Genomic DNA, 26,388 nt, shown 5'->3' on the forward strand with positions numbered 1-26,388 from the left:
ATAGCCGACAGCGCGGCCGTGGTGCGGCATGAAGCCTTCGGCCGGATCGATCGTGATCGTGGCGATCTTTTCCGGCGTCGAGTGAGCGACTTCTTCGATGTCCATGCCGCCTTCGGTCGAGACGATCATGGCAACGCGGCTCGAAGCGCGGTCCACCACCATCGACAGGTAGTATTCCTTCGCGATATCAACGCCATCGGTGATGTAGAGGCGGTTGACCTGCTTGCCCGCCTCGCCGGTCTGCACCGTCACGAGGGTGTTGCCGAGCATCTCCTTGGCAAAGGCTTCGACTTCCTCGACGCTCTTGGCCAGGCGCACGCCGCCCTTGGCATCAGCCGGCAGTTCCTTGAACTTGCCCTTGCCGCGACCGCCCGCATGGATCTGCGCTTTCACGACATAAAGCGGCCCGGGAAGCTGCTTGGCCGCAGCAACCGCTTCCTCAACCGTCAGCGCCGCGATCCCCGCCGGAATGCCGACACCAAACTTCGCAAGCAGTTCCTTCGCCTGGTACTCATGGACGTTCATTCAACATCTCCTTGGCGCCGAGCGCCATATCGACCACCAGCGTTCAGGGGACACGAAGACCGCTGCCCTTTCAGACTGGTGCAAAGTTCGTGAAGGTGCGCTCACCATCCTGCACTTGCAGCCATCTGGCTGGTCGGAACTCTCCGTTGGTACGGAATTTCCGACAGAACAGGTTAGCCGAGCGGCCTTCCGCGCAGCCTCCGTGCATTCCGGCGGATGGCCTGTCAAATGCAATTCCGCAAACTTGCGAATCTCCGATTTGCAACTATCCCGCACTGCGGCATTGGCCGCTTACGTTACGTTACCTGCACGAAAGACCATATCGCCTCTGGCCAGCGATTCGTGGTTTCTGGAAAGATCAGGGACGTATTTTCCTGCAGGACAAACTGCAGACCCTGCCCCTCCGATACGGGGATGCTTTCCATGATGAGCGATCGCAAGGCGGCGCTGGCAGCGCTCGGCCAATCCAATACGCTTACCGTCGAGACGATCCAGTCGGTCCGCCACTGGAATGCGCACCTCTTCAGCTTCACGATCACGCGGCCTGCATCGTTCCGCTTCCGCTCCGGCGAGTTCGTGATGGTCGGCCTGCCGATCGAGGGCAAGCCGCTGCTGCGCGCCTATTCGATCGCCAGCCCGGCCTGGGGCGAGGAGCTCGAGTTCCTGTCGATCAAGGTGCCCGATGGCCCTCTGACGTCACGCCTGCAGCATTGCGAGATCGGCGATCCGGTGCTGCTGGGGCGCAAGCCTACGGGCACGCTGGTTGCCGATGCGCTTACTCCGGGAAAGCGACTTTTCCTGTTCGCCACCGGTACCGGACTTGCACCATTCCTGTCGCTGGTTCGCGATCCCGAGATTTACGAGCGCTTCGGGCAGATCGTCGTAGTCCACTGCGTGCGCGACGTTTCCGACCTTGCCTATCGCGAAGAGCTTGAGGGCCATCTGGCAGGCGATCCGCTGGTCCAGGACCAGGCCCTGCTGCAATTGATCTATGTGCCGACGGTGACCCGCGAGGAGTTCCACACCAAGGGGCGCATTCCGCACCTGATCGAAAGCGGCCGGCTGTTCGACGGGCTGCAAGGCCCCGCGACGCTCGACCCGGCAACCGATCGCGTCATGCTTTGCGGCAGCATGGCAATGATCAAGGGGCTGACGGCGATGCTGGAAGAGCGCGGCTTCGCTGAAGGGTCCAATTCGCGGCCTGCGGACTTCGTGATCGAGAGGGCGTTCGTCGGTTAGGTATTCGCGCGGTATCTGCGCCGCGGCAAGAAGAATGAAAAATCGACGGTCTGCCTTGCGCGTAGGTTATGATGGTACTCAACCAATTGAAATGACTGGACCCTGCAGGGCGCGCTGACCGTTTGGAGCACAGACCCCCCTGCATGGAGAGCTCCAGATGGATTCGAGCAACCCCAACTACACCACCTCATCTGCCATGAACGGAACGACTGCGACCGGCGGCGATCCCGACGGCGATGTCACCGTTCTCAACACGTTGATTGCCACCTTGCTCGACAGTGTCGAGGGCTACCAGAAGTCGGCCGAGGACCTCGACAACGAGCAGTACCGGCGCATGTTTCTCGACCGTGCGCGCGAGCGTCAGTCGGTTGTCGCCAGGCTGCAGGCCGCGGTCGGCCAGCTTGGTGGCAAGCCCGAGGATGACAGCTCGACGATGGGTTCCATCCACCGCGCGTTCGTGGATCTCAAGGCAGCGGTGATGGGCCGCGATGACAAGGCAATCATCAACGAGGTCGAGCGCGGCGAGGACTATCTCAAGGAGAAGTTCGAAACCGCGATGAACAATGCCGACCTTTCAGCAATCGCAAGCCAGGCCGTCAACGAGGCCTGGGGTTCGGTCCGCGAGGGGCACGACCAGATGAGCGCCCTGAAGCATGGACTTGGTGGCTAAGCCGAAAGCCTTTCAACTCAGGCCATCAGCCTGAGTGCCTGCCGGACGATCTCGGGAGCTAGTTCGTCCGGCATTGGCTCCTCCGGGTGGCCGCGCAGCATCGCCCGGTTGGTCTGCAGAGCAAAGCCGAAAATGGCGCTCCAGATCGTGGCGATGCGCAGGCTGCGTTCACGCTCGGACAGGTGCCCCGTGGCGCGCGTGACCTCGCGGCGAAGCATCTGGAAGCCGACCTCCTGTTGGGGAGCGAGCTCAGGCGCAAGCTGCGGGCGAACCAGTTCGCTTTCATACATCAGCGCGAACATGTTCGGATTTGCGGCGGCAAACCGGATGAAATGCAGCAGATTGGCGAAAAGCACGTCCTCTGGCGCCTTTGCGACGGCTTGCTCGGTTTCGGCAAAAAGCCGACGATAGCCTTCGAGGGCAACCGCAACGAGCAGCGCCCGCCGATCCGGGAAATGGTGATACGGCGCGCCCGGGGAAACGCCGATCTCTTCGGCCAGCTTGCGAATCGACAACCCCTCATGGCCCTCCCGCGCCACGAACGAAAACGCGGCGGCGAGAAGCTCGCTGCGTAGATCATCGCGGTGCGAAGGCTTGCCCCGCCGTTCCCGTATCGCTGTGTTCCCCGTCATTTCTGCAGCTTTGCTTGGTTTGGCGGCAATGCGCAAGGCGCTTGCACATCCTCTTGCGCTTCTATTGATCATCGATTAATAGGTGCCTTAATAAGCGGTGATCAATAGCGTCAATCCGGACGCCGCCGCGGCAGGAGAGGTTAGCGTGAGCAGCTTCAAGTACGGCGTATCGCTGTACAGCTATACCGACGACTTCGGCACGGTGATGACGCTCGACGACGCGTTCGATCACGTGGCCGACACTGGTTCGACCGGCATCGAAATCCTCGGCGAGACGAGCGTGCCACTCTATCCGGAGCCCCCGGTTGCGTGGATCGACGACTGGTTTGCCAAGCTTGAGCGCTACCAGCTCGAGCCGACGAACTTCGCCTGCTGGGTCGACACCCGCATCCAGCTTGATCGTAACATGAGTGTCGAAGAGGGCGCGGCGCAGATCGCGCAGGATCTGCGTCTGGCGCACAAGCTTGGCTTCAAGTTTATCCGGCCCAAGTTCGGCGTTATTGATCATGACCTGACGCCCGACCCGATCTGGGAAGGCGCGGTCGAGCGCAATCTCGATCTGGCGCACCAGCTCGACCTGGTGATCCTGCCCGAGATCCATTCGCCGACGCCGATCCGCCATCCCGTCACCGATGCCTATGTGGAGTTCATCGAGCGTACTGGCACGAAGAACTTCGGTCTGATGATCGACACCGGCATCTTCCAGGATCGTCCGATCGATCACTGGGGCGGCGGCATCACCGACGAGATCAAGAAGGGCGCGCTGAGCTTCCTCAACGGCATCAACACGCCGGTCGAGCATCTGGCCGACGTGATCCAGTACGTGCCGTTCATCCAGGCGAAGTTCCACAACATCGACGAGAACCTGCACGACCACCAGATCCCGTGGGAGCGCATCGTGCCGATGCTCAAGAAGCTGGGCTACGCCGGTTATCTTTCGAGCGAATACGAAGGCAAGCGCGACCCGTGGGTGGCGATCGAGCAGGTGCGCCGCCAGCACGCGCTGATCCGCAAGCTCGAAGAAGAATACGACGCCGCCAACATGGAGACGGCCAATGCTTGAGCGCAGCCATATCCAGAGCACCGGCTTCCGCAACGTGGGGCCCGAGGGCGCCCGCACCGGCTTCGAGGTGCGCATCCGTCAGGCCAACTACCGCTCCTCGCGGTTGAGCCTGATCGAGGGCGTGGACATCACCGTCGACGGAGTGGTCTATCCGGCCGAGGGCAACCTGTTCCGCCTTGGCGAAAAGGCCTACACCCGCGAGGAGCTGAACGAAGCGACGCAGACGCGTCTCTACGTGGGCGACTACTTCACCGTGGTCGTCCCGAAGGAAGGCGGCCTGACGCGCGGGGTTCATCTCGTCGGCAGCGCGATCCGCTACCGCCACCCCTATTTCCCGCCTGAATTCCAGCCCGCCATCGTCCGCAACGAACGTCACGCGACGATCATCCTGCCCTGATCACCACCGTTCAGGGCAAGACGCCGGGCGCGCGGGCCGGCGGGGCATCAGTCTCATCCGCGTTGGTCAAATGAGTGGGAGGATAAGCTCATGAGCATTCACAGGAAGACCCGGCTGATCCAGTCGGCATCATTTGCAGCCATTGCGCTGTTCTCGTCGGTCCCGGCTTTCGCGCAGGCTGCAGACGATCAGGCGGCCGATGAGGCCTCGGCGCCAGGCGAGATCATTGTCACCGCACAGCGCCGCAGCGAGAATGTGCTGAAGGTTCCGGTCAGCGTGACCGTGGTCGGAGCAGAGCAGCTGATCCAGCGCGGCGCCAACGATCTCACTGCCGTGACCAAGCTTGCGCCGAGCCTTCAGGTGGCACAGGACAACACCTTCTCGGTCCGCGGCGTCGGCACGGCCACGTTCTCGAATACCGTCGAAGCCAGCGTGTCGCAGGTGATCGACGATGTGGTGCTCGGCAACCGTGAATATGCCGCCAATGCGTTCTACGACGTTGCTCGCGTCGAAGTGCTGAACGGGCCGCAGGGCCTGCTGTTCGGCAAGAATGCTTCGGCCGGTCTGGTCAACATCACCACCAACAAGCCCAAGCTGGGCGAATTTTCCTTCAGCGCCGACGGCGAACTCGTGCAGCGTGCGCGCCCGGGCGACGACGGCACCGGCTACCAGATCCGCTCGACCGTCAACGCTCCGCTGGGTGACAAGGCGGCGCTGCGTCTCAACGCCATCTACAGCGATCAGGATCCGATCACTGTCGGCAAGGTCAACCCGAGCGTTCGCAACGACCTCGGTCTCGAGAACCTCGGCCTGCGCGCCAAGCTGCTGTTCGAGCCGACCGACAACCTCTCGGTCTACGTGATTGGCGACTACAACCGTCAGCGCGGCATCACTGGCCGCTATGACATCACCTTCCGCCAGTTCGGCCCCGGCAGCCAGTACCCGGCACGTGGCCTTGTGGCAGGTACGGAGAACCTGAACTTCGCTGCAGAAGCGCCAAACTTCCGTGACAGCGATACCGGCGGTCTCCAGGCCAACATCAGCCTGCAGCTTGGTAACGGCATGGAGCTGAGCAGCATCACCGCGTGGAAGCAGGCCAAGGTCGACTTCCAGTTCGATTCCGACCAGACCCCGTTCAACTTCTTCAGCTTCAATGGTGCGAACCAGAAGTATGACCAGTACTCGCAGGAGCTGCGCCTTGCCCTGCCGAGCGGCAATGCCCTGACCGGCCAGTTCGGGCTTTATTACTACCGCTCCGTGGGCAACAACTCGGGCTTCCGCGGCGGCAACAACGGCGTTCCCGATTTCGTGGCCGTCGGCTTCCCGTTCTGCATCGGCGCAACCGTCACGGCGGGACCGCCGCCCGCGTGTGGCGTGAACAACCGCTCGTTCCTCGGTCAGGACTTCCAGTACCGCCTGCAGAACGACAGCTACGCTGCGTTCGGCCAGCTCGGCTACCAGCTGACTGACACGTTCAAGCTGACTGCAGGCGCGCGCCTGACCTACGAAAAGGCGCAGATCAACCTGCGGGAGAATTTCGGCAACTACTTCGTCACGCTCGGCGTGAAGAAGAATGTGGCCGACCAGAGCACCGACGCCACCGATCTCAGCTACAAGCTGGGCTTCGATTGGCAGGCGACGCCTGACCTGATGGTCTACGGCTTCTACGGCGAAGGCTTCAAGGGACCGGGCTTCTCGAATACCGCACCTGCTCCGAACGCAGACCTCGCGGTTCGTCCGGAAATTTCGCGCGGTGGTGAACTTGGCATCAAGGGCAAGGCTCTCGACGGCGCGGTGACCTTCAGCCTCTCGGGCTTCTACACGAAGTTCTATGACCTGCAGGTTCAGGCGTTCGTGCAGGCGCTGCGCACCTTCGTGCTCGGCAACGCGGCTACGGCAACGACCAAGGGCATCGACTTCTCGTTCCAGGCACGGCCGTTCGAAGGCCTGACCCTGTCGGGTTCGGCGTCCTATGCCGATGCGACGTTCGACGATTATCCGGGCGCGCAGTGCTACCCGACGCAGACGACCGGCGGTTGCAAGGCCGACATCAACTCGTCGCTCCCCGGCTTCGTCGGCACGTTCAACGCCAAGGGGTACCAGCTGCCGCTGTCCTCGAAGTTCACCGCGACGCTCGGCGCGGAATATGCTGCGCCGATCTCCGATGGCCTCGAAGCGCAGTTCGGGATCGGATACTATCACCGCTCACCGCAGTCGGCCGGCATCGGCGCACCGTTCATCATCCCCACCTGGGACACGATCGACCTGCGCGCCGGCGTGAAGGCGGACAACTGGACCATCAGCCTGTTCTGCAAGAACTGCACGAACGAGATCCGTCCGATCTCTGTCGGTTCGGACGGTGGCGATGCCAACCCGGTCGGCGTTGCTCCGCCGGTGCTGACGCTCAACCAGCGCTTCAGCTTTGAATCGGTCCGCACTATCGGCGTTCGTGCCGGCATCAGCTTCTGATGTGATAAGGGGTCGCTACTGCAGGGTGGCGGCCCCACTTTCTGCTGCATCCGGCCGAGACCGGAGCAGTTCCGGATAAGGATGGACCTGATGACCGTTCGCACAGTTCGGCGCTCGATGCTTTGCCTCAGTCTCGTGCTCACAGGGGCTTCGTCGGTCTACGCGCAGACAGGCATCTCAACCGAAACGGTTGCTGCGCCCACGCAACCCAACACCATCACACTGCAGACTGCCGAAAAGGCGGATCGCGAGGTCTGGCATCCCAGCGACAACGGCCGCTATGCCGTGCGCAACGTCACCCGGCCGACGCTGACCGTGTTCCAGCCCGTGGGCAAGCCATCCCCGGCATCCGTCATCATCGCTCCCGGTGGTGCGTTCCTCGGCCTCGAGATGGACAAGGAAGGCTGGGAAGTCGCGCGCTGGTTCGCCAACCATGGCGTGACGGCCTTCGTTCTCAAATACCGCACCTTGTCGACGCCGCCCGACCAGAAGGTCTTTGTGGCGGAACTCGACAAGATGATTTCCGGGCAGAAGGCCGCTTTCGCGCCGCCTGCCGAAACGCCTGCGGAGGCTCTGGCCGACGGCATAGCTGCGCTGCGACATGTGCGCGCGAACGCCGCGCAGTTCGGGATCGATCCGAAGAGGGTCGGGTTCATGGGCTTTTCCGCTGGTGGTTTCCTCACCCGCAGCGTGGTGGAGAAGGGCGGCGCCGACCGCCCGGACTTCGCCGCGCCGATCTATCCCAACATGGCTGCCATGACCGTGCCTGCCGATGCGCCGCCGATGTTCGTGGCGATTGCCGCCGACGACTTCCTGCTGGCGCGCGAGAAGGGACTGCTGCTGCTGGACAGCTATCGTGCGGCGGGCAAGTCCATCGAGTTCCACCTGTTTTCCTCAGGCGGCCATGGCTTCGGGGCTGGACCTGTCGGCTCGCCCGAGGAAGGCTGGCTTGACCTGATGTACCGGTGGATGCGCACGCAAGGCCTGCTGGCAACGGAGAAGAAGTAGGATGATCGATCGTCGCAGTGTGATGGCTTCGGCCGTGGCTCTGGGAGTTTCCGCTCTGGCCGGCGGCACCGCGCTGGCACGGGCTGCGAAGATCAGGCCAATGGATCCGAAGTTCCCCGACGGCTTCCTGTGGGGCGCGGCGACCGCTGCGCACCAGATCGAGGGCAACAACCTCAACGCCGACCTGTGGGTTATCGAGAACGTTCCCGGCACGATCTTCGCCGATCGCTCGGGCGATGCGGCCAATAGCTTTGAGCTGTGGCCGGTCGATCTCGATCTGGTAAAGGGGATGGGCCTGAATTCCTATCGCTTCAGCCTTGAATGGGCGCGGATCGAGCCGGACGAGGGTCATTTCTCCAACGCCATGCTCGATCACTACAAGGCGATGATCGAAGGATGTCGGGCGCGTGGCCTCAAGCCGGTCGTTACCTTCAACCACTTCACCACGCCGCGCTGGTTCGCGGCCAAGGGCGGATGGCACAGTCCGGAATCGCCAGCTTTGTTCGCCCGCTTCTGCGATCGCGCCGCGCGGCACCTGGCTGCCGGCATCGAGCTTGCGACCACGCTCAACGAACCCAACCTTGCTGGCGTGATCGGAGAGATCCTGCCGCCGCAGTTGCTGGCGGGTGACAAGGCGACGCAGGAAGCCGCCGCGAAGCAGCTTGGCGTCCCGCTCTATACGCCGGGCGTCTCGCTCTACATCAAGGACCCGAAGACCTACCGCGCCAACATGATGGAAGGCCATCGCCGGGGCCTCGCTGCGATCAAGGCGGTTCGGCCTGACCTTCCGGTTGGCGTGAGCCTTGCGATGCTTGACGATCAGGCCGTCGGCAAGAACTCGATGCGCGACCAGATCCGCGAGCGCTACTACAACGAGTGGCTGCGTCTGGCGCGCGAGACCTGCGATTTCATTGGCGTGCAGAATTACGAGCGCAAGGTGTGGAACGACAAGGGGCCGCTGCCTGCGCCTGCCGATGCACGTCGCAATGCGGGCGGGATCGAGGTCTGGCCGGGCTCACTGGCGGGCGCCGTGCGCTATGCCCACGAGGTGACGAAGCTTCCGGTCTATGTGACCGAACACGGCGTCAATTCCGAGGACGATGCCCTGCGGCAATGGCTTATCCCCGCCGCGCTTGCCGAATTGAAGCGGGCGATGGACGATGGCGTGCCGGTGCGCGGTTACTTCCACTGGTCGCTTATCGACAACTTCGAGTGGGGCTTCGGCTATCACCACCGCTTCGGGCTGCATTCGTTCGACCGCGAAACCTTCAAGCGCACGGCCAAGCCCAGCGCCGAAGTGCTGGGCTCGATCGCGCGAAAGAACTCGCTCTAGGCCAGCGCCGCTTTGACGTATTCCGGTCGAAGCGGCAGGCGGCGAACCGGCTTGCCGGTGGCGTCGAGCACGGCTGCTGCTATCGCCGGGCCTGCCAGCGCATTGGCGCTTTCCGAACCCTGACCGTAGTTGCCCGCAGCAAGGTTGGTTTCGAACACCACCTTGATTTCAGGCGCTTCGGCCATGGTCAGGATCGGGTAGCTTGCCCAGTCTGCGGCGGTGATCGCGCCGCGATCGAAGCTGACTTCCTCATGCAGCGCCTGGCTGACGCCCATCAGGCAGCCCGCCTGAATCTGGCGGCGTAACTGCAGCGGATTGATGACGATGCCGACGTCGGCAACCATGGTCATCCGCTCGACCTTGACCTCACCGGTCTCCGGTGTGACCGCAACGTGCGCGGCGCAGGCCCAGTAGCCGTTGTCGCGCAGCATGATCGACATGCCACGGCCCTTTACCACGCCCTTGCCGCTGGCGCGCGCGCCGGGCGCGGGTGAGGGACGGCTGTCCCAATCGGCTTCGGTCCGAAGCTTCTCGATGATCGCCTTGAAGCGCGGGTCGGTAACGTGGTCGAGCCGGAATTGCAGCGCATCCTTGCCGGCAAGCATGGCTGCCTCGCTCATCGCCAGTTCGCGCGGGAAGTTTTGCTGGAACTGGATCGGCGTGCGCATCGAATGGTCACGCAAGCCCACGGCGATCGGCGATTCCTTCTCGCCGATCTGCCAGGTGCTCATCGCCTTCTCGCGCACGGCGGGGACGTTGCCGTAGACCCAGATATCCTGCATCTCGTTGACGCCGTTCTGGAAAAGGTCCTTGGTGACGGGGGCAGGGGAATCGATCACCGGCAGTCCTGCAAGGATAGCACCGACAAGGCGGTCATCCTGCATCGGCGGCACGCGGTGTTCGGCTGCGTACCCCGCGATCCGCCCATCCTTGTCGAGCTTGATCGCGATATCGGCCAGTGCGCAGGAGGATTGCGTGGTCCACTGCATCTCGTCCGCGCGCATCCACTGCACCCGCACCGGCCGGCCCAGTTCGCGCGAAAGAAGCACGGCTTCGTCCTCGCTCCCTGCGCTGCCGCCATTGGAGCGGCCATAGTGGCCCGATCCGGGATAGGTGCGCACCACCACCTTGTCCTCGCCCACGCCCAGCATCTTGGCGATCATGTGGCGCAAGTGCTGAGGGTTCTGGCTGAGGGTGTGCAGCGTGACCGATCCGTCCGGGCGGTAATCGGCCAGCGTCACCATCGGGCTGATCGGGGCGTGCTTGTGATAGGGCAGGAAATACGATGCCTTGTGCTGGCGCACGGCAGACACCTTTTCCGGCTCGCCCTTGTTGGCCGCGCCATCGCGTGACGGGAATGTTGTCCAGTCAGCCTTCGAGCGCAGGTGGTCGGCCAGCCCTTCATGGCCGGGCAGGCCCTGCCAGTCGCTCCACTGCGTCTCGGCGGCAACGGCTTGTGCGGCTTGCACCGCCTCCCACTCGTCGGGCGAGACGACGGCGAGCAGGTTGCCGATCGTCACCAGTCGCGCGCCCGGGTACTGCGCGCCATCGAGCTTCCCGGCCTTGACCAGCTTCGAGCCGAGCGTCGCGGGGTGGATGGTGCGGGCGTGGAGCATGCCTGGCAGCTTGACGTCGCCGACCCAGACCGCTTCGCCCGAAACCTTGGGCCGGGTCATCGGATTGGCCGAAGGCTTGCCGATGATGGTGTATTCGGACACGGGCTTCAGCGGCGGCTCGCCCTTGACCGTGAGGCCCATCGGGCTGGTCAATTCGCCCTCGACCGGGATCGTCAGCTTGAGGTCCTGGCCCTTGACCAGATCGGCATAGCTGATCGCCTTGCCGCCGCCAGAGATGACGCCGTCCTTGACACTCAAGGCCTTGCGATCGACCCCAAGCTTGCCCGCTGCGAGTTCCAGCGCGGCCTCGCGCATGTAGGCGGCAACCTTGCGCAGGTTCTGGACATAGCCGAGCAGCCAGAACGTGCCGCCGCCGTCTGGCGTGCGGTCGGTGTCTCCGGTGATCACGGTCGTCATCGCCGAGAGCGGGACGCAGAGTTCCTCGGCGACGATCTGACGATAGGCCGTGTTAACGCTGCTCTGGCCGAAATCGCATTTGCCGGTGCGGATCGTGACCGTGCCGTCGGCCAACAGTTCGATCCAGTTGGCGGGTGCACTGGCATCGAGCGATGCGGGCGCGGCGGTGGCCGATGCCTTGACCGGCAGGCTTACCGCGACGGCAAGCGCCCCGCCGGTGCCGATGAACGCGCGGCGGGACAGCCTTGCGCCGTTGATGTCGAGGGCTGCGCTCATGCCGCGCCTCCTTCGGCCATCAGCTTGGCCGCGCGGTGCGCGCCTTCGAGGATCGCCGCATAACTGCCGCAGCGGCACAAGTGTGGCGAGGGGCCGGAGTTGGTCAGCGCTTCGCGGATATCCGCGTCGGTCGGCTTGGGGTTCGCCTCGAGCAGTTCCGTGACCTTGATCATCATGCCGAACTGGCAGATCCCGCATTGCGGCACCTGTTCGTCCACCCAGGCCTGTTGGACCGGGTGCAGTCTCTGCGGGTCGGGCGCGAGGCCCTTCTTCTCGGCCCAGCGCGCGGGCAGCCCGTCAACCGTGGTGACCGGCTTGCCCTCTACCGCCGCCACAGGCGTTACGCAGGCGCGCACTTCCTCGTCGCCGAGCAGGACTGAGCAAGCCCCGCATTGCGCGAGGCCGCAGCCGAACTTGACGCCCATCACGCCAAGCTCGTTGCGCAGCACATAGAGCAGCGGCGTGTCCGGCGAGGCCTTCACCTCGCGCTGCTGCCCGTTGACGACGATCCTGGTCACACCAAACTCCCCCACCGTGAATGGACTGTTCTATCGGCAAATTCCGCCTTTGAACAGCAAGGGAGGGCGCGGCCCTGTTCCTTTATTCAGGCCGTCGCCGGGTCCTTGTGCAGCCAGTCGGCGTGGCGGGGTGCGCGTCGGGTCCTGCTCCATTCCTCCAGCATGACCGGCGCGAGGTCGGCCAGTTTGGCATATTGCTCTGCCGTGCCGATGTTGCAGGCCAGTTCGAGCCGGTGGCCGTTGGGATCGAAGAAGTAGATCGAGCGGAAGATGCCGTGGTAGGTCGGCCCGAGCACGTCCACGCCTTCGGCTTCGAGATGAGCCTTGGCGGCCTGCAGGGCGTCCTCGTCCTCCACCTCGAAGGCGATATGCTGGATCCATGCAGGGGTATTTGGGTCCTTGCCCATCTCGGGCTGGTTCGGCAGCTCGAAAAAGGCCAGCACGTTGCCGCCCCCGCAGTCGAGGAAGACGTGCATGTAGGGATCGTCTTCGCCGGTGGAGGGCACCTTGTCCTCGGCAAAGGCGGTGGTGTAGCGCATGCCCATCACGCGCTCGTACCAGTCGACCGTTTCCTTGGCGTCGCGGCAGCGATAGGCGACATGGTGGATGCGCTTGATCTGCGGGATCATTCCGCCGTCTCCTCGACCTGCAGGACGCCCCGGCGCATCTGATCGCGCTCCATCGACTTGAAGAGCGCGGTGAAGTTGCCTTCGCCAAAGCCCTCGTCCTTCTTGCGCTGGATGAACTCGAAGAAAACCGGGCCGATCTGGGTTTCCGAAAAGATCTGCAGCAGCAGACGCGGATCGCCCTGTTCGGTCGAGCCATCGAGCAGGATGCCACGGCGCTGCAACTCGTCGACCGGCTCGCCGTGGCCAGGCAGGCGCTCATCCAGCATCTCGTAATACGTGTCCGGCGGAGGCGACATGAACGGCGTGCCGATGGCCTTCAGCTTGTCCCAACCGCCGAGAAGGTCATCACTGGCAAAGGCGATGTGCTGGATGCCCTCGCCGTTGTAGGCGCGCAGGAATTCCTCGATCTGCCCGCCGCCGGCCCCATTGGTTCCTTTGGCGCCTTCTTCGTTGAGCGGAATGCGGATCTTCCCGTCGGGCGCCGTCATGGCGCGACTGGTGAGGCCGGTATATTCGCCCTTGATGTCGAAATAGCGGATCTCGCGGAAGCCGAACACGCGCTCGTAGAACGCCGCCCAGTGCGCCATGCGCCCGCCATAGACGTTGTGGGTGAGGTGATCGATCGTGTGGAAACCGGCGCCAACGGGATGACGGTCCACCCCCGGCAGGTATTCGAAGTCAATGTCGTAGATCGAAAGGTCGCCGAACGCGCCGCCCTCGTAGCGGTCAATCAGGTAGATGATCGAACCGCCGATGCCACGGATGGCCGGCAGGCGCAGTTCCATCGGTCCGGTGCGCACTTCGACGGGTTCCGCGCCACGTTCGATCGCCGTGGCATAGGCCTTGGCCGCGTTGCGCACGCGCCAGCCCATGCCACAGGCCGAAGGTCCGTGTTCGGCCGCAAAGTAGGCCGCGGGACTGCGCGGCTCGTAGTTCGCAATCAGGTTGATGCCACCCTGCCGCCACAGTTGCACCGCCTTTGAGCGATGGTTGGCGATGCGGGTAAAGCCCATCCGCTGGAATACCGGTTCGAGCGTGCCGGCCTCGGGTGCGGAAAACTCGATGAATTCGAAGCCGTCGAGGCCAAGCGGGTTTTCGAACAGGTCTTTCGTGGGTTGGTGCTGGCTCAAGGAACTCTCCGATCGAAACTGCAGGCAGCGAAGGGCTGTAAAAGTAGTTTCAATTTATACCAGATTTGCGGAGCGTTGTCGCCATAAATCTTGTTGCTTCCGATCAGCTTCTTCGACCACGCGCCGTCCTCACGTCAGGACGTGGCATTGCTGAGGTCTGCTGCGTGCGTGGAATTATTCGCAATTTCGGGCGTTTATGGTATCAGGAACCATGCCTGGTAGCGCCTCGCCCAATTTGAGCGATCAACGGCTCGATGAAATTGCCGCACATCTGCGGCAGGCTTTTGCCGTCAACAGTGACGACAACGTGATGCTTTCGGATCTTGCAACGGCGCTGGACTCGCCGGAACTCGCGGAGATTTTCCAGGAAATCGCGACCCTGCGCAACGAGGAGCTGCAACGGCTCGAGCGCCTGCTCGGCCGGTTCGCACACAACGACCGCTGAAAAATGGTGCCGGCTACAGGATTCGAACCCGTGGCCCCCTGATTACAAATCAGGTGCTCTACCAACTGAGCTAAGCCGGCCCTGCGCGATGCGCATTGCGCTCCCTTGCCTCAGACCGCACCGAACGTCCAGCCCTCGGCGAGGGCAATTTCGTCGGAAAGTTCGCGCGGGCGCCACAGCCCGGGATCGTGGGCCGCCTCGCGCAGCCACGCAGCGGTCAGGATGGCGTCGCAGGTGTGATCATCAAGCGGGCCGGCAAGCCCGGATGGCGCGCAGCCGATGACCGCCAGGGCATCGTCCAGTTCGCCCGCCGATCGCATCTTCGAACGCGACGCAGTTCTCCCCGCGGCCATGGCGGCAATGGTGGTGTAGATCTCGCAGATCACCGGTCCCTTGGCGGGCAGGCCGTCCACCGGCCAGACGCTGGCCCGGTCTGCCAGCCGGTGCAGGAGGCGCATCCCCGACAGGCTTGACTTGCCGACCTGCGCTGCGCCGACCAGATTGAAGTTCGAATAGGGTTTGCAACCCATGCGCCGTTGCGCTGCCTCGGTCACCCGGAAGCGGCCCTGACCCCCGCCGAATTGCCCGCCTTCGCGGCCGCCATGGCGACGGAAGTAGGTGGAAAGATCAGGATGGTCGACCAGCGCCGAGACGCCAAGATGCGGTTCATCGGCGCATATCGCGTCGATCAGCGCCCAAAGCTCGCGCGCGCTGCCGGGACTGTCCGGCCAGCCGGGAAAGAATGCGCCCCGGTCTGCAAAGGGCAGGGCGATGCCGAGGTCCATGCCGACCAGCGTATCGTCCGGCAGCTCATCGCGCAGGTAGGCAAGGACTTCGCAGCGTGACCAGCGATGGCCCGGCCGGACGATGCGCGGCGTCGCCGTCCCGCGCGTGGCCAGCGCCACGGCAATGCCCTTGTGCCGCTCGCCTGCCGCCCCTGACCAGTCGATGGCGACGAAATGGCCGAATCGCCTCCCGAAACGGTCACCGAAACGGTCGCCAAAGCGGTCAAGCGTCATTCGCCCTGGCGCTCGCGGCGCTTGCGTTCCCACCAATCGAGGCGCTTGGCCACTTCACGTTCGAACCCGCGTTCGACCGGGGCATAGTAGGTCTGCGGTGCCATGCCTTCAGGCCAGTAATTGTCGCCGGAAAAGCCGTCCTCGGCATCGTGGTCGTATTGGTAGCCCTTGCCATAGCCGATGTCCTTCATCAGCTTGGTCGGCGCGTTGAGAATGTTCGCTGGTGGCATCAGCGATCCGGTATCGCGCGCGGATTTCCACGCAGCCTTGTGCGCCATGTAGGCGGCGTTCGATTTGGGCGCGGTGGCGATGTAGAGCAGGGCCTGCACTATGGCCAGTTCGCCCTCGGGGCTGCCGAGGAACTCGTAGGCATCCTTGGCGGCAAGGCACTGCACCAGTGCCTGCGGATCGGCCATGCCGATGTCTTCGACCGCCATGCGCACCAGCCGTCGCAGCACGTAAAGCGGCTCTTCGCCTGCCACCAGCATGCGTGCCATGTAATAGAGCGCTGCCTGCGGGTCTGAGCCGCGCACCGCCTTGTGCAGGGCGGAAATGAGGTTGTAGTGCCCCTCGCGGTCCTTGTCGTAGACCGCCACGCGCCGCATCAGGAACTTGCCCAGCCCCTCGGGATCAAGTGGTGCGGGCAGCGACACGTCAAACAGCATTTCCGCCTGGTTGAGCAGGAAGCGCCCGTCGCCATCGGCAGAAGCCACCAGTGCTTCGCGGGCAGGCGGGGTAAGGGGAAGGCGCAGGCCTGTGATGTCTTCAGCGCGGTCGAGCAGTGTGCCCAGCGCGGCGGCATCGAGGCGATGCAGGATCAACACCTGCGCACGGCTGAGCAGTGCGGCGTTGAGCGCGAAGCTGGGGTTCTCGGTCGTCGCGCCGACCAGCGTTACCGTGCCGTTCTCCACGAACGGCAGGAAACCGTCCTGCTGCGCGCGGTTGAAGCGGTGGATCTCGTCAACGAACAGCAGCGTGCGCCGTCCGGCCAGTGCCATGGCTTCCGCTTCGGCAAAGGCTTTCTTGAGATCGGCCACGCCGGAAAACACCGCGCTGATAGCGACATAGCGCATGCCCACGGCCTCGGCGAGCAGGCGCGCAATGCTGGTCTTGCCGGTGCCGGGCGGACCCCACAGGATCATCGATGTCAGTTTGCCCGCCGCAACCATCCGCCCGATCGCGCCTGCCTCGCCGGTCAGATGATCCTGCCCGATCACCTCGGTCAGGTCGCGCGGGCGCAGCCGATCCGCCAGCGGCGCTTCGGCGCTGGCTTCGGGCGGGGGGCGGTCCTGCGGAGGCGGGGCGAAGAGATCAGCCATCGGTCACCGAGATAGGACGGGCTGAGAAAAATTGCACCTGCCCACTTGCCAATGTCGCATTAAGATATATCTTAGACGCATCATGAAAGGATATGAACACATGAGAATCGAAAGAGGTCGGCACGGCAATGGTCGCGGCCATGGCCATGGCCGGCACGCCATCAAGATGATGGCCATGATGGGCGGACGCTTTGGCGGTCCGTTCGGGAAGGGCGGTGCCTTTGGCGAAGATGGCCCGTTCGGGGGCAGTCCGTTCGGGGGCGGCCGGGGTGGTCGCGGTGGTGGTGGTCGCCGGGGCGGACGGATGTTTGCCGGTGGCGAACTGCGCCTGCTGCTGCTTCACCTCGTCGCCGAGCAGCCGCGCCATGGCTATGATCTGATCCGCGCGATCGGTGAGCTTGCAGGCGGCGAATATGCGCCCAGTCCGGGCGTGGTCTACCCCACGCTAAACCTTCTGGTCGACGAGGGCCTGATCGCCGAGGAAGCCGGAGAGGGGCCACGCAAGGCCTTCGCCGTGACCGACGCAGGCCGTGCCGAGCTCCATGGCAAGGACGCCGAACTCGACGCGATCCTGGGTCGCCTCAAGGCGCTGGGCGAACAGCGCGACCGTGCGGACAGTCCGCCGGTGCGCCGTGCCATGGGCAATCTTCACGCAGCCGTGCGCAATCGCGTCATGGCGCAGGGCTTCGATACCGAGACCGCCCATGCCATCGCCGATATCCTCGACGAGGCCGCACGCAGGATCGAACGCCTCTGATGCTCCATGAATCCGCGCTTTCGCGCCGCTTTGAGGATGCATTGGGCCATGATATCCTCTCCCCGGGTAACAGGGGGAGAGGACCCATGGATAACCTGCAAGACGATCCCGTGAAGACTCCGGGCCATCTCTGGGCTGTCGGTGTGATCAGTCTGTTGTGGAACAGCTTTGGTTGCGTCGATTACGCGATGAGCAAGCTCGACCCGCTCGGCTACATGAACTCTGTCGGCATGACTCAAGCCGAGGTCGCCTACATGCTGGCCATGCCCGCCTGGCTCAGCGCGTTCTGGGCGCTTGGCGTCTGGGGCTCGCTGGCGGGTTCGCTCCTGCTGCTGTTGCGTTCGCGCCACGCGGTGACGGCGTTTGCGGTTTCGCTGGTTGGCCTTGCCGTAAGCCAGCTTTCGCACTTTCTCGACAGCACGATGCCCGCATCCATGAACTCGGGCGCCATGATGGCGATGAACTTCCTGATCTGGGGCTCGCTCGTTTTCTTCCTGTGGTATGCGAGCCGGATGAAGGCAGCGGGGGTCCTGCGCTAAATCAGCGCCGGCTTGCCTTGGCCTTCTGGCGCACCAACCTGAGGTAGGTATCGGCGACCGCCTGGTTGATCCGGTCCCAGGAGAAATCGAGGCTGCGTTCCTCGCCTGCCATGCCATGGCGCGCGCGAAGCCCGGCATCTTCCACATAGCAGCGTAGCGCCTCGGCAAACTGGCGCACCGCTCCGGGCGTGATCAGTCGGCCCGATACGTTGTCGTCGACGAGACTCTGGCTTCCGGTCGCCGCTGCGGCAACCACCGGCACGCGGCAGGCCATCGCTTCAAGCGTGACATTGCCGAACGTTTCGGTGACCGAAGGATTGAACAGCACGTCCATGCTCGCCACGGCGCGGCCAAGATCGTGCCCGCCCTGAAACCCTGCGAAGACAGCATCCGGCAGCCGGGCGGCAAACCATTCGTGCGCCGGGCCTTCGCCGACCACGAGCACGCGATGCTTGACGCCCTTGCGCACCAGTTGGTCGACCGAGTCTGAAAAGACGTCGAGACCTTTCTCCATGACCAGGCGGCCAAGGAAGCCGATCACCACTTCGTCATCGCCAATGCCGAACTTGCGCCGCCATTCGAGACTGCGAGCGCCGGGGTGGAAGATCTCGCGATCGACCCCGCGTGACCAGATGTCGATGTCGTAGTTCATGCGCTGGTCGCGCAGCACTTGCGCCATCGATTCCGATGGCGCGACCAGGGCATCGCAGCGGCGGTAGAAGCGGCGCATCAGGGCTTCGACCACGGGTTCGGCCCAGGCCATGTTGTAGTAGCGGAAATAGGTCTCGAACCGGGTGTGGACCGAGGCGAGGATGGGCAGCCTGCGGTGTCGCGCCCAAGAGACCGCGCGGTGCGCGACGACATCGGGCGAGGACACGTGCACGACATGGGGCGCAAACTCGGCCAGATCGCGGCGGATGCGCGGAGACAGGGCCAGCGGGAAGCGATATTCGGGACGGCCGGGAATGGCGAACGAGGGCACGCCGATCAGCGTGCCGGTCGCCTCGAAGGCAGGCTCTTCGACCTTGGGCGCATAGATGCGCACATCCGCGCCTTGGCGCAGGAGATAGCCGACGAGGCGGTTCAGCGCCTGGTTCGCGCCATCGCGGACGTAGTTGTAGTTCCCGCTGAACAACGCGACGCGCAGGTTTGAAAGATCGGTCGGGAAGGGGGAGTTTGCCTCGCTCATCGGCTGCGCCATAGCCCGGCCGAAGCTGAATGGCGAGTGACGGCGACGGATTTGCGCGACTTTTGCGCGATCTGAACAGAGCACGGCCGTGGGCCGCGCGGCAGGTTACTCCGCCGCTGATGGACCCCGGATGTCGCTCCGGTCCGATCCGGAGCGGTTTTGCGGAAACCTTTCATTGGCACCGGGGTTTGGGCTGCACGACAGGTCTCAGGCAATCCAGAGGGAAGATCAATGACTTCGAAGAACATTCTCACGTGGCCGCTGGCCGCGACGCTGGCGCTCGTCGCCGCTCCGGCCATGGCGCAGGACAGCATGGACGACAGCGCCACGACCACGTCCACCGCTACCACGGCAGATGGCTTCGATCGCGACAGCCACTTTGACGGCGTCTACATCCAGGGCTTTGGCGGCATCAGCCTGCTCGGCAACAATCGCGGCCAGTTCGAGTTCGATACCAACCGCGATGGCAACTATGGTGACACTGTCCAGACGACGGCCGGTGCCAATGCCTTCTCGCCGGGCTTTGCCAACTGCGGTGCCACCGGATCGACGCGCGGGGCGGGTTGCGTTGCTGACAAGCAGGGTGCGGAATACGGCGTTCGCGTTGGCTTCGATGCGCGGTCGGGCAACATGGTGTTCGGTGGCCTCCTCGAAGGTTCGCGCAACGAATCGATCTATCGTTCGACCGCGTTCAGCACCACGCCGGCGTCCTATCGCATCGACCGCCAGCTCGACTACGCCATCTCGGCCCGCGCGCGTCTTGGCTACACTCCGGGCGGCGGCGCGCTGTTCTACGTCACCGGTGGTGGCAGCTACGCCAAGATCAATCATGACTTCTCCACCACCAACACCGCCAATTCGTTTACCGAGCGTGACGACGGCAAGATGGTCTGGGGCTGGCAGGCAGGTGGCGGCACCGAAATCATGCTGTCGAACAACCTCTCGCTGGGCCTCGAGTACCTTTACAGCCGCTACCAGGACGACAAGTACGAAGTCGAAGTGGGCCAGGGCACCGCGCCTGCCACCAATCCGTTCCTGCTGAACGGCGGCGGCACGAACCTGCGCGTGACCGACAAGGTGTTCGACACGCATGCCCTGCGCGCCACTGTCGGCCTGCGTTTCTGACCATATGGCCTAACCCTGCCGCGTCAACGATCCGGAGCTTGCAGACCCGCAAGGCCGGTCAAGTGAAGCGCGGAAGGTGAACCCGGAGAAGCTGCGGCGACATCCATCGCCGCAGCTTTTTTGTGTGCTGCGCGGGCCCCAAATTCGCCGAGGGGTTTACGCGGTTTACACAGTTCAGGAGAGCTATCGTGTTCGATCGGATCGGCGCAATTGATCGGGTTTTGCGATTTGCGGTGAGCGGATTCGGAACGGCTCTCTGGGGAGCGATTCCGGGCGCTTGACGGTCGCCCACCCCCGACATCTCCTGCCTCCGCGAGAGGCGGAAATCGGCGCTTTTCCTGAGCGGGCGCGCTGACAGGCATGCTTGCGGTTGGGGCGGTAAACCAGCTGGGAGTGATGTGCGACATGGCCCGGAGGCTATGTCAGGTGAGAGGCTGTAGGAAAGCAGTTTTGTACCTGATATGTTCGTTAAAAATGGGCGATGGAGTGGCTAAATCTGACACATGCGTCAATAACGCTTTCCGGCTGTTCACGCGGGGGCGTGAAGTTTTGGCGGTTTGTCAAACTGACACCGCCACTCCGATCAAACCGGTAACTCCAGAAGCCTGGCAGGGTCCGCCCTCAGCCTTGGCGGACCCTGCCTCCGATCAGATCCTGATCTGGCTGCCCAGTTCGACCACGCGGTTTGCAGGAAGCCGGTAGTAGTCCATCGCCGATTCCGAGGCTTTGAGCATCCAGGCAAACAGCTGTTCCCGCCAAAGTGCCATGCCGGCGACTTCCCGGGCCGCTATGAGTTTCTGTCGGCCGAGGAACCAGCTGGTGCGCATGGGATCAAGGGTAATTCCTTGCCGGGCGAGTGGGGAAAGATCATTGGGAAGATCGATTTCCTCGGTAAAGCCGTATCGTGCCACGACCCTGTAAAAGCCGTCACCCCAATCGTGGCGCTCCAGTCGTTCGTGCGGTTCGAGGCGAGGAACGTCGGCAACCTCCACGGTAAGCAGCACCACATTCTCGTGCAGGATCTGGTTGTGCTTGAGATTGTGCAGCAGAGCAGCGGGAACGCCATCTTTCGAGGCGGACAAGAACACGGATGTTCCTTTTACCCGGTGCACGCTGGACGCGGTCGAGCGGATGAAGTCGTCGAGGCCCATGGCCTCGTCTTCGAGATGACGGCGCAGGATCGCCCGGCCCTTCGCCCAGGTGGTGAGCACGATGAAGATTGTGGATGCTATGACCAGCGGCACCCAGCCGCCATCGGCGATCTTGGCAATGTTCGACATGAAGAATGCGGTGTCGATGGTGGCAAAGAACGCAATGGTCGCGGCCGCCGCCAGCTTGTTCCAGTGCCAGACCTTGAACAGCAGGAAACCCAGCATGGCGGTGGTGATCAGCATCGTCCCGACCACCGATATGCCGTATGCCGAGGCCAAGCGGGTGGACTGCCCAAAGCCGATGACGAGAACGAGGACCATGGCCAGCAGGCCCCAGTTGACGGCAGGCATGTAGATCTGCCCGGCGGCTTTCTCGCTGGTGTGCAGGATCTTGAGACGCGGCAGGAAGCCGAGCTGAATGGCTTGATGTGTGACGGAGAAGGCGCCCGAGATCACGGCCTGGCTGGCGATGATGGTTGCGAAGGTGGCCAGAATGATCAGGGGGAGCCTGGCCCATTCGGGCGCCATCAGGAAAAAGGGATTTTCCACGGCGGCTGGATTCGACAACAGCAAGGCGCCCTGGCCCATGTAGTTCAGGAGTAGAGCCGGGAAAACGAGCGCGATCCAGCTGAGCCCGATGGCCTTGCGGCCGAAATGTCCCATGTCTGCATAGAGCGTTTCGGCCCCGGTGACCGCCAGGAAAACCGAGCCCATGGCAAGAAAGGCGAGACGGGAATCGTGAGTGAAGAATGCCGCCGCCCAGCGCGGGTCGACGATACCGAGAATGGACGGATTGTTGGCGATATTGGCGATGCCAAGCACGGCAAGAACGACAAAGTAGGCAATGACCACCGGACCGAAGAAGGCGCCGACACGGGCCGTGCCGCGCGATTGGATCAGGAACAGACCGACCAGGATCAAGACCGATAGAGGGAGGACCAGAGGTTCGGCACGTGCTTCGATGATGGTCAGACCTTCAACAGCCGAGAGCACGGACATTGCCGGTGTGAGCATGGCGTCGCCATAAAAGAGCGCTGTGGCCAGAACGCCCAGTACGACAAGCCAGCGCTTCTGCCGGCTGTCGAGGTGACCGGAGATCAATGCCAGCAATGCGAAGGAGCCACCTTCGCCGCGATTGTCGGCACGCATGGCAACCAGAACGTACTTGATAGTGACGACTATCATCAGCGTCCAGAAAATCAGGCTGAGGACGCCGAAGATATGCAGGGCATCAACCTTGAGGGGATGAGGCCCGATGAAGGATTCCTTCATGGCATAGAGTGGCGAGGTGCCGATATCGCCAAAGACGACACCGACGGCCCCGACCATGAGGACGGCCAGACTTTCTTTCTGCGGGGCTGGGCCGGGCGAAGCGCCGCCTGATGGCGGAGCGGATTCGGAATGTAGCATGGCTTTATTGTGGTGATTTGCAGCATAAAGATTCCATGTGGAATTCGCTTGTGGATGCCATATCCTGTCGACGTGGATCGCACGTTCCGGCAGTCAATCCGCCATGTTCACCGACACTCTTCTGCCGCTTGACCGGGTACGATCGGCAAAGGCATCGATCACCCACACATCAGCGGCTTTGCTGCTTGCGGGCATTTCCACGGCCATCGGAGTATTGACGGCCAGCCGCTGGGGCAATGCCCCGGTGGTCATGCTGTACCTGCCGCCCGTGCTTTATGCCGCGATTTACGCAGGGCTTCGTAGCGGCTTGCTGATCTCGTTCGCCTCGGCGCTTGCGTTCAACTATTTCTTCACCTCGCCCTATCATACGCTGGTCATCCACAGTCCCGCAGATGCGGTGACCATGGTCGTGCTGTTCATCGTGGCGGCCGTGTGCAGCCAGCTGGCCGCGTCGGTCCGCAGGCAGTCCCGGCTGGCCGCGGAACATGCCGGTCGCAATGCCGCCATTGCCGGCTTTGCCCGACGCCTGCTGTCCACGCGCGATGTCGGCGAAGTTGCCGAGGTCAGTGCGGCGCAACTGGCAGCGCTGTTCGGTTGCCAGGTGGCGGTTGCTGTCGATGCTGAGCCAGTGCGGATTCTGGCGAGCATACCGGCTGATGCATCGCCAAATCCTGATGATCTTGCCGCTGCCGCCTATGCCCTCCAGTTCGGCGAGAGTTCGGGGCGGGGTGAGAAGCGCGCCGCGCAGGCGGATTGGCAGTTTCATCCCATCGCATCGGACAGTGCAGTGCTGGCGGCGGTTGGCCTGGCCAGAGAAGATGGCGTGCCGCCAATACCACAAGAGCGGCAAGTCTTGTTCGAGAGCCTGCTGAACCAGATGGCATTGGCGCTTGAGCGCGCGAGACTGGAAGGCGAAGCGAGGGAAGCGGCAGAAATGCGCGCTCGCGACAAGTTGCGGTCAGCGTTGCTGGGGTCAATCGGCGACGACATCAAGCCACGCATCAGGGCAGTTCAGACCACATTGCGTGCCTTGCGTCGCGAGGGCAATCTATCGAGGGAGCCGGCCTCGCTATTGGAAGGGGAAGTTGCGGGGATCGAGCGTCATATCGACAATCTCGTCGACCTGCAGGGCACCGACGGAGACCTGAACATTACGGTCGGAGAAATCGTGATCGATCTGCATCACAGGTCGGTTCTGCGGCAGGGCGAGAATGTGCGTCTTACGCCCAAGGAGTTTGCGGTTCTGGCAGAATTGACCAAGAGTGGTGGAAGAACGTTGACCCACGGCCAGCTTCTGAACGCGGTATGGGGACCTGCGCAGCAAGAACACGTCGATTATCTGCGGGTCGCAATCATGGGGCTGCGCCGGAAGATTGAAACTGATCCGGCAAGTCCGCAGCTCGTTCTTAACGTCCCTGGCGTGGGGTATCGCCTGGCCATTAGTTGAGCTGGTTCGCTGATCGCGGGCCTTCCAGCAAAAAGGGCGGCTCACTCGAGCCGCCCTTTCGTTTTGCTTACGCCGCTTCCTTCTTGCGGCTGGCCTTCTTGCGCTCGTTCGGGTCGAGGATGGCCTTGCGGATGCGGATCGACTTGGGGGTGACTTCGACCATTTCGTCGTCGTCGATGTAGGCGATGGCTTGTTCCAGGGTCATGATCTTGGGCGGGGTCAGGCGGATGGCGTCGTCCTTGCCGCTCGAACGGAAGTTCGTCAGCTGCTTCGACTTCATCGGGTTGACCTCGAGGTCTTCCGGCTTGGCGTTCTCGCCGATGATCATGCCTTCGTAGAGCGGGGTGCCGACGCCGACGAAGAGGATGCCGCGCTCTTCAAGGGGCCCGAGGGCATAGGCCACGGCTTCGCCGGTGCCGTTGGAGATCAGCACGCCGTTCTTGCGGCCTTCGATCTTGCCCTTGTGCGGACCGTACTTTTCAAACAGGCGGTTCATGATGCCGGTGCCGCGGGTGTCCGAAAGGAATTCGCCGTGGTAGCCGATCAGCCCGCGCGAGGGGGCCGAGAAGGTGATGCGGGTCTTGCCGCCGCCCGAGGGGCGCATGTCGGTCAGCTCGGCCTTGCGGATGGCCATCTTGTCGACCACAGTGCCCGAGTGCTCGTCGTCCACGTCGATCATGACGGTTTCGTACGGTTCGAGCAGGTTGCCCTCCTCGTCCTTCTGGAACAGCACGCGCGGGCGGCTGATGCCGAGTTCGAAGCCTTCGCGGCGCATCGTCTCGATCAGCACGCCGAGCTGGAGTTCACCGCGCCCGGCGACTTCGAAGCTGTCCTTGTCGGCGCTCTCCGTGATGCGGATGGCGACGTTGGATTCCGCCTCGCGCTCCAGGCGGTCGCGGATCATGCGGCTGGTGACCTTGCTGCCTTCGCGACCGGCCATGGGCGAATCGTTCACGGCGAAGCGCATCGACAGGGTCGGCGGATCGATCGGCTGGGCCTTGATCGGCACGGTCACTTCCGGCGCGGCGATGGTGTTCGACACGGTGGCGACGGTGAGGCCGGCGAGCGAGATGATGTCGCCCGCCTTTGCTTCGTCAACCGGAACGCGATCGAGGCCGCGGAAGGTCATGATCTTGGATGCACGGCCGGTTTCGATGACCTTGCCGTCCATGTCGAGCGCACGGATCGGATCGTTGACGCGGATCACGCCCGACTGGACGCGGCCGGTGAGGACGCGGCCAAGGAAGTTGTCACGATCGAGCAGCGTGGCGAGGAAGGTGAACGGAGCGTCTTCATCGAGGTTCGGCGGCGGCACGTGATCGACGATGAGCTGGAACATCGGCTCCAGCGTGCCTTCGCGGCGATCGGGATCGGTGCTGGCATAGCCGTTGCGGCCCGAGGCGTAGAGCACCGGGAATTCGAGCTGTTCGTCGTTCGCGTCGAGCGTGACAAAGAGGTCGAACACTTCGTCGAGCACTTCCTGGATGCGCTCGTCCGGACGATCGACCTTGTTGACGACGACGATCGGGCGAAGGCCCAGGGCCAGCGCCTTGCCGGTGACGAACTTGGTCTGCGGCATCGCGCCTTCCGAGCTGTCAACCAGCAGGATCACGCCGTCGACCATCGAGAGGATGCGCTCGACCTCGCCCCCGAAGTCGGCGTGGCCCGGGGTGTCGACGATGTTGATGCGCACGCCGTTCCATTCGATCGAGGTCGGCTTGGCAAGGATGGTGATCCCGCGTTCCTTTTCGAGATCGTTGGAATCCATCGCGCGCTCTTCGACGCGCTGATTGTCACGGAAGGTGCCGGACTGGCGGAAGAGCTGGTCGACGAGCGTGGTCTTGCCGTGGTCGACGTGGGCGATGATCGCGATATTGCGCTGCTGGGCGGACATGAAAACTGGCTTTCGGTTGGAATCGGCTGGAGTCGGCACAAGCAGCGCTCGCTCCGGTTTCGGCGCGCGCTTACTCGGAATTGTGCGTTGCGGCAAGCACGCTTCTATAAAGCAGTGCGTTGCGGCAAGCTTGGTGTGGAGAAGCGGGGAAGCGGTTGCAGGTGTGACTAT

At 63.3% G+C, this 26,388-nt stretch carries 23 protein-coding genes and 1 tRNA gene; 12 read left to right on the forward strand and 12 right to left on the reverse strand.

Annotated features, from left to right (window positions below):
* The coding region (locus tag HGI46_RS18540; protein ID WP_346766775.1) for an ATP-grasp domain-containing protein at positions 1–525 on the reverse strand (525 nt) is incomplete at its 3' end.
* Between the two features lie 426 nt (positions 526–951).
* Between HGI46_RS18540 and HGI46_RS18545 the strand changes: the two genes are divergently transcribed.
* Positions 952–1,764: a ferredoxin--NADP reductase gene (locus tag HGI46_RS18545; RefSeq protein WP_168905371.1), complete on the forward strand. Its 813-nt coding sequence runs from the start codon at positions 952–954 to the stop codon at positions 1,762–1,764.
* A gap of 157 nt (positions 1,765–1,921) precedes the next feature.
* Positions 1,922–2,434, forward strand: a complete 513-nt coding sequence (locus HGI46_RS18550; protein WP_168905372.1) for a PA2169 family four-helix-bundle protein — start codon at positions 1,922–1,924, stop codon at positions 2,432–2,434.
* Positions 2,435–2,451: 17 nt separating this feature from the next.
* Here HGI46_RS18550 and HGI46_RS18555 read toward each other — a convergent pair whose 3' ends face one another.
* Positions 2,452–3,102, reverse strand: coding sequence for a TetR/AcrR family transcriptional regulator (locus HGI46_RS18555; RefSeq protein WP_240344712.1), 651 nt, complete (start codon positions 3,100–3,102; stop codon positions 2,452–2,454).
* A gap of 109 nt (positions 3,103–3,211) precedes the next feature.
* Between HGI46_RS18555 and HGI46_RS18560 the strand changes: the two genes are divergently transcribed.
* From HGI46_RS18560 to HGI46_RS18580, 5 genes are all read left to right on the forward strand, one after another.
* Positions 3,212–4,129, forward strand: a complete 918-nt coding sequence (locus HGI46_RS18560) for a TIM barrel protein (protein ID WP_118074819.1) — start codon at positions 3,212–3,214, stop codon at positions 4,127–4,129.
* A complete protein-coding gene (locus HGI46_RS18565; protein WP_118074251.1) occupies positions 4,122–4,526 on the forward strand; it encodes a DUF6379 domain-containing protein in 405 nt (134 codons plus the stop codon). Before HGI46_RS18560 ends, HGI46_RS18565 begins: the two co-directional genes overlap by 8 nt.
* Before the next feature lie 90 nt (positions 4,527–4,616).
* Complete coding sequence (locus tag HGI46_RS18570) at positions 4,617–6,995, forward strand: TonB-dependent receptor (RefSeq protein WP_168905373.1); 2,379 nt, start codon at positions 4,617–4,619, stop codon at positions 6,993–6,995.
* 90 nt (positions 6,996–7,085) lie between these two features.
* Positions 7,086–8,003, forward strand: coding sequence for an alpha/beta hydrolase (locus tag HGI46_RS18575; protein ID WP_168905374.1), 918 nt, complete (start codon positions 7,086–7,088; stop codon positions 8,001–8,003).
* Position 8,004: 1 nt separating this feature from the next.
* Entirely contained in the window at positions 8,005–9,336 is a 1,332-nt protein-coding gene (locus HGI46_RS18580) for a family 1 glycosylhydrolase (protein ID WP_168905375.1), read from the forward strand.
* Here HGI46_RS18580 and HGI46_RS18585 read toward each other — a convergent pair.
* The 4 genes from HGI46_RS18585 to hppD all read right to left on the reverse strand — a co-directional run bounded on the left by HGI46_RS18585 (position 9,333) and on the right by hppD (position 13,922).
* Positions 9,333–11,645 (reverse strand): molybdopterin cofactor-binding domain-containing protein, encoded by a 2,313-nt coding sequence (locus HGI46_RS18585; protein WP_168905376.1) that lies wholly within the window; start codon positions 11,643–11,645, stop codon positions 9,333–9,335. The two genes, HGI46_RS18580 and HGI46_RS18585, sit on opposite strands and share 4 nt — an antisense overlap.
* Positions 11,642–12,163: a (2Fe-2S)-binding protein gene (locus HGI46_RS22485; RefSeq protein ID WP_118074248.1), complete on the reverse strand. Its 522-nt coding sequence runs from the start codon at positions 12,161–12,163 to the stop codon at positions 11,642–11,644. The genes HGI46_RS18585 and HGI46_RS22485 overlap by 4 nt, the downstream gene beginning before the upstream one ends.
* Before the next feature lie 86 nt (positions 12,164–12,249).
* Positions 12,250–12,792, reverse strand: coding sequence for a VOC family protein (locus tag HGI46_RS18595; RefSeq protein ID WP_168905377.1), 543 nt, complete (start codon positions 12,790–12,792; stop codon positions 12,250–12,252).
* Positions 12,789–13,922 carry a 4-hydroxyphenylpyruvate dioxygenase gene (gene hppD, locus HGI46_RS18600; RefSeq protein ID WP_168905378.1) on the reverse strand — a complete coding sequence of 378 codons (1,134 nt, stop codon included), beginning with the start codon at positions 13,920–13,922 and terminating at the stop codon, positions 12,789–12,791. Before hppD ends, HGI46_RS18595 begins: the two co-directional genes overlap by 4 nt.
* A 211-nt stretch (positions 13,923–14,133) precedes the next feature.
* Here hppD and HGI46_RS18605 point away from each other — a divergent pair, with 211 nt between their 5' ends.
* A complete protein-coding gene (locus tag HGI46_RS18605) occupies positions 14,134–14,367 on the forward strand; it encodes a hypothetical protein (protein ID WP_168905379.1) in 234 nt (77 codons plus the stop codon).
* Positions 14,368–14,371: 4 nt separating this feature from the next.
* Here the strand turns inward: HGI46_RS18605 and HGI46_RS18610 are convergent.
* The 3 genes from HGI46_RS18610 to HGI46_RS18620 form a co-directional block, all read right to left on the reverse strand.
* Positions 14,372–14,447, reverse strand: a tRNA-Thr gene (locus tag HGI46_RS18610).
* Between the two features lie 30 nt (positions 14,448–14,477).
* Positions 14,478–15,386, reverse strand: coding sequence for a hypothetical protein (locus HGI46_RS18615; RefSeq protein WP_168905380.1), 909 nt, complete (start codon positions 15,384–15,386; stop codon positions 14,478–14,480).
* Positions 15,383–16,705 carry a replication-associated recombination protein A gene (locus tag HGI46_RS18620; protein ID WP_168905381.1) on the reverse strand — a complete coding sequence of 441 codons (1,323 nt, stop codon included), beginning with the start codon at positions 16,703–16,705 and terminating at the stop codon, positions 15,383–15,385. Before HGI46_RS18620 ends, HGI46_RS18615 begins: the two co-directional genes overlap by 4 nt.
* 100 nt (positions 16,706–16,805) lie before the next feature.
* On the opposite strand from HGI46_RS18620, the gene HGI46_RS18625 reads away from it, so the two are divergent.
* Together HGI46_RS18625 and HGI46_RS18630 are read left to right on the forward strand one after the other, a co-directional pair.
* On the forward strand, positions 16,806–17,462 hold the full coding sequence (locus HGI46_RS18625; RefSeq protein WP_118074817.1) for a PadR family transcriptional regulator: 657 nt from the start codon (positions 16,806–16,808) through the stop codon (positions 17,460–17,462).
* An 86-nt stretch (positions 17,463–17,548) separates the two neighbouring features.
* Positions 17,549–18,001 carry a hypothetical protein gene (locus HGI46_RS18630; protein ID WP_168905382.1) on the forward strand — a complete coding sequence of 151 codons (453 nt, stop codon included), beginning with the start codon at positions 17,549–17,551 and terminating at the stop codon, positions 17,999–18,001.
* 1 nt (position 18,002) lies between these two features.
* Here HGI46_RS18630 and HGI46_RS18635 read toward each other — a convergent pair whose 3' ends face one another.
* A complete protein-coding gene (locus HGI46_RS18635; RefSeq protein WP_168905383.1) occupies positions 18,003–19,190 on the reverse strand; it encodes a glycosyltransferase family 1 protein in 1,188 nt (395 codons plus the stop codon).
* Between the two features lie 231 nt (positions 19,191–19,421).
* Between HGI46_RS18635 and HGI46_RS18640 the strand changes: the two genes are divergently transcribed.
* On the forward strand, positions 19,422–20,315 hold the full coding sequence (locus HGI46_RS18640) for an outer membrane beta-barrel protein (protein WP_162896090.1): 894 nt from the start codon (positions 19,422–19,424) through the stop codon (positions 20,313–20,315).
* 647 nt (positions 20,316–20,962) lie between these two features.
* Here HGI46_RS18640 and HGI46_RS18645 read toward each other — a convergent pair.
* Positions 20,963–22,795 (reverse strand): potassium transporter Kup, encoded by a 1,833-nt coding sequence (locus tag HGI46_RS18645; protein ID WP_240946888.1) that lies wholly within the window; start codon positions 22,793–22,795, stop codon positions 20,963–20,965.
* A gap of 184 nt (positions 22,796–22,979) precedes the next feature.
* Between HGI46_RS18645 and HGI46_RS18650 the strand changes: the two genes are divergently transcribed.
* Entirely contained in the window at positions 22,980–24,323 is a 1,344-nt protein-coding gene (locus HGI46_RS18650; protein ID WP_168905385.1) for a DUF4118 domain-containing protein, read from the forward strand.
* Between the two features lie 67 nt (positions 24,324–24,390).
* Here HGI46_RS18650 and typA read toward each other — a convergent pair whose 3' ends face one another.
* Entirely contained in the window at positions 24,391–26,217 is a 1,827-nt protein-coding gene (typA, locus tag HGI46_RS18655) for a translational GTPase TypA (RefSeq protein WP_168905386.1), read from the reverse strand.
* Positions 26,218–26,388 lie beyond the last annotated feature (171 nt).

The organism is Novosphingobium sp. ERW19, assembly GCF_012641315.1.
Taxonomy (GTDB): Bacteria; Pseudomonadota; Alphaproteobacteria; order Sphingomonadales; family Sphingomonadaceae; genus Novosphingobium.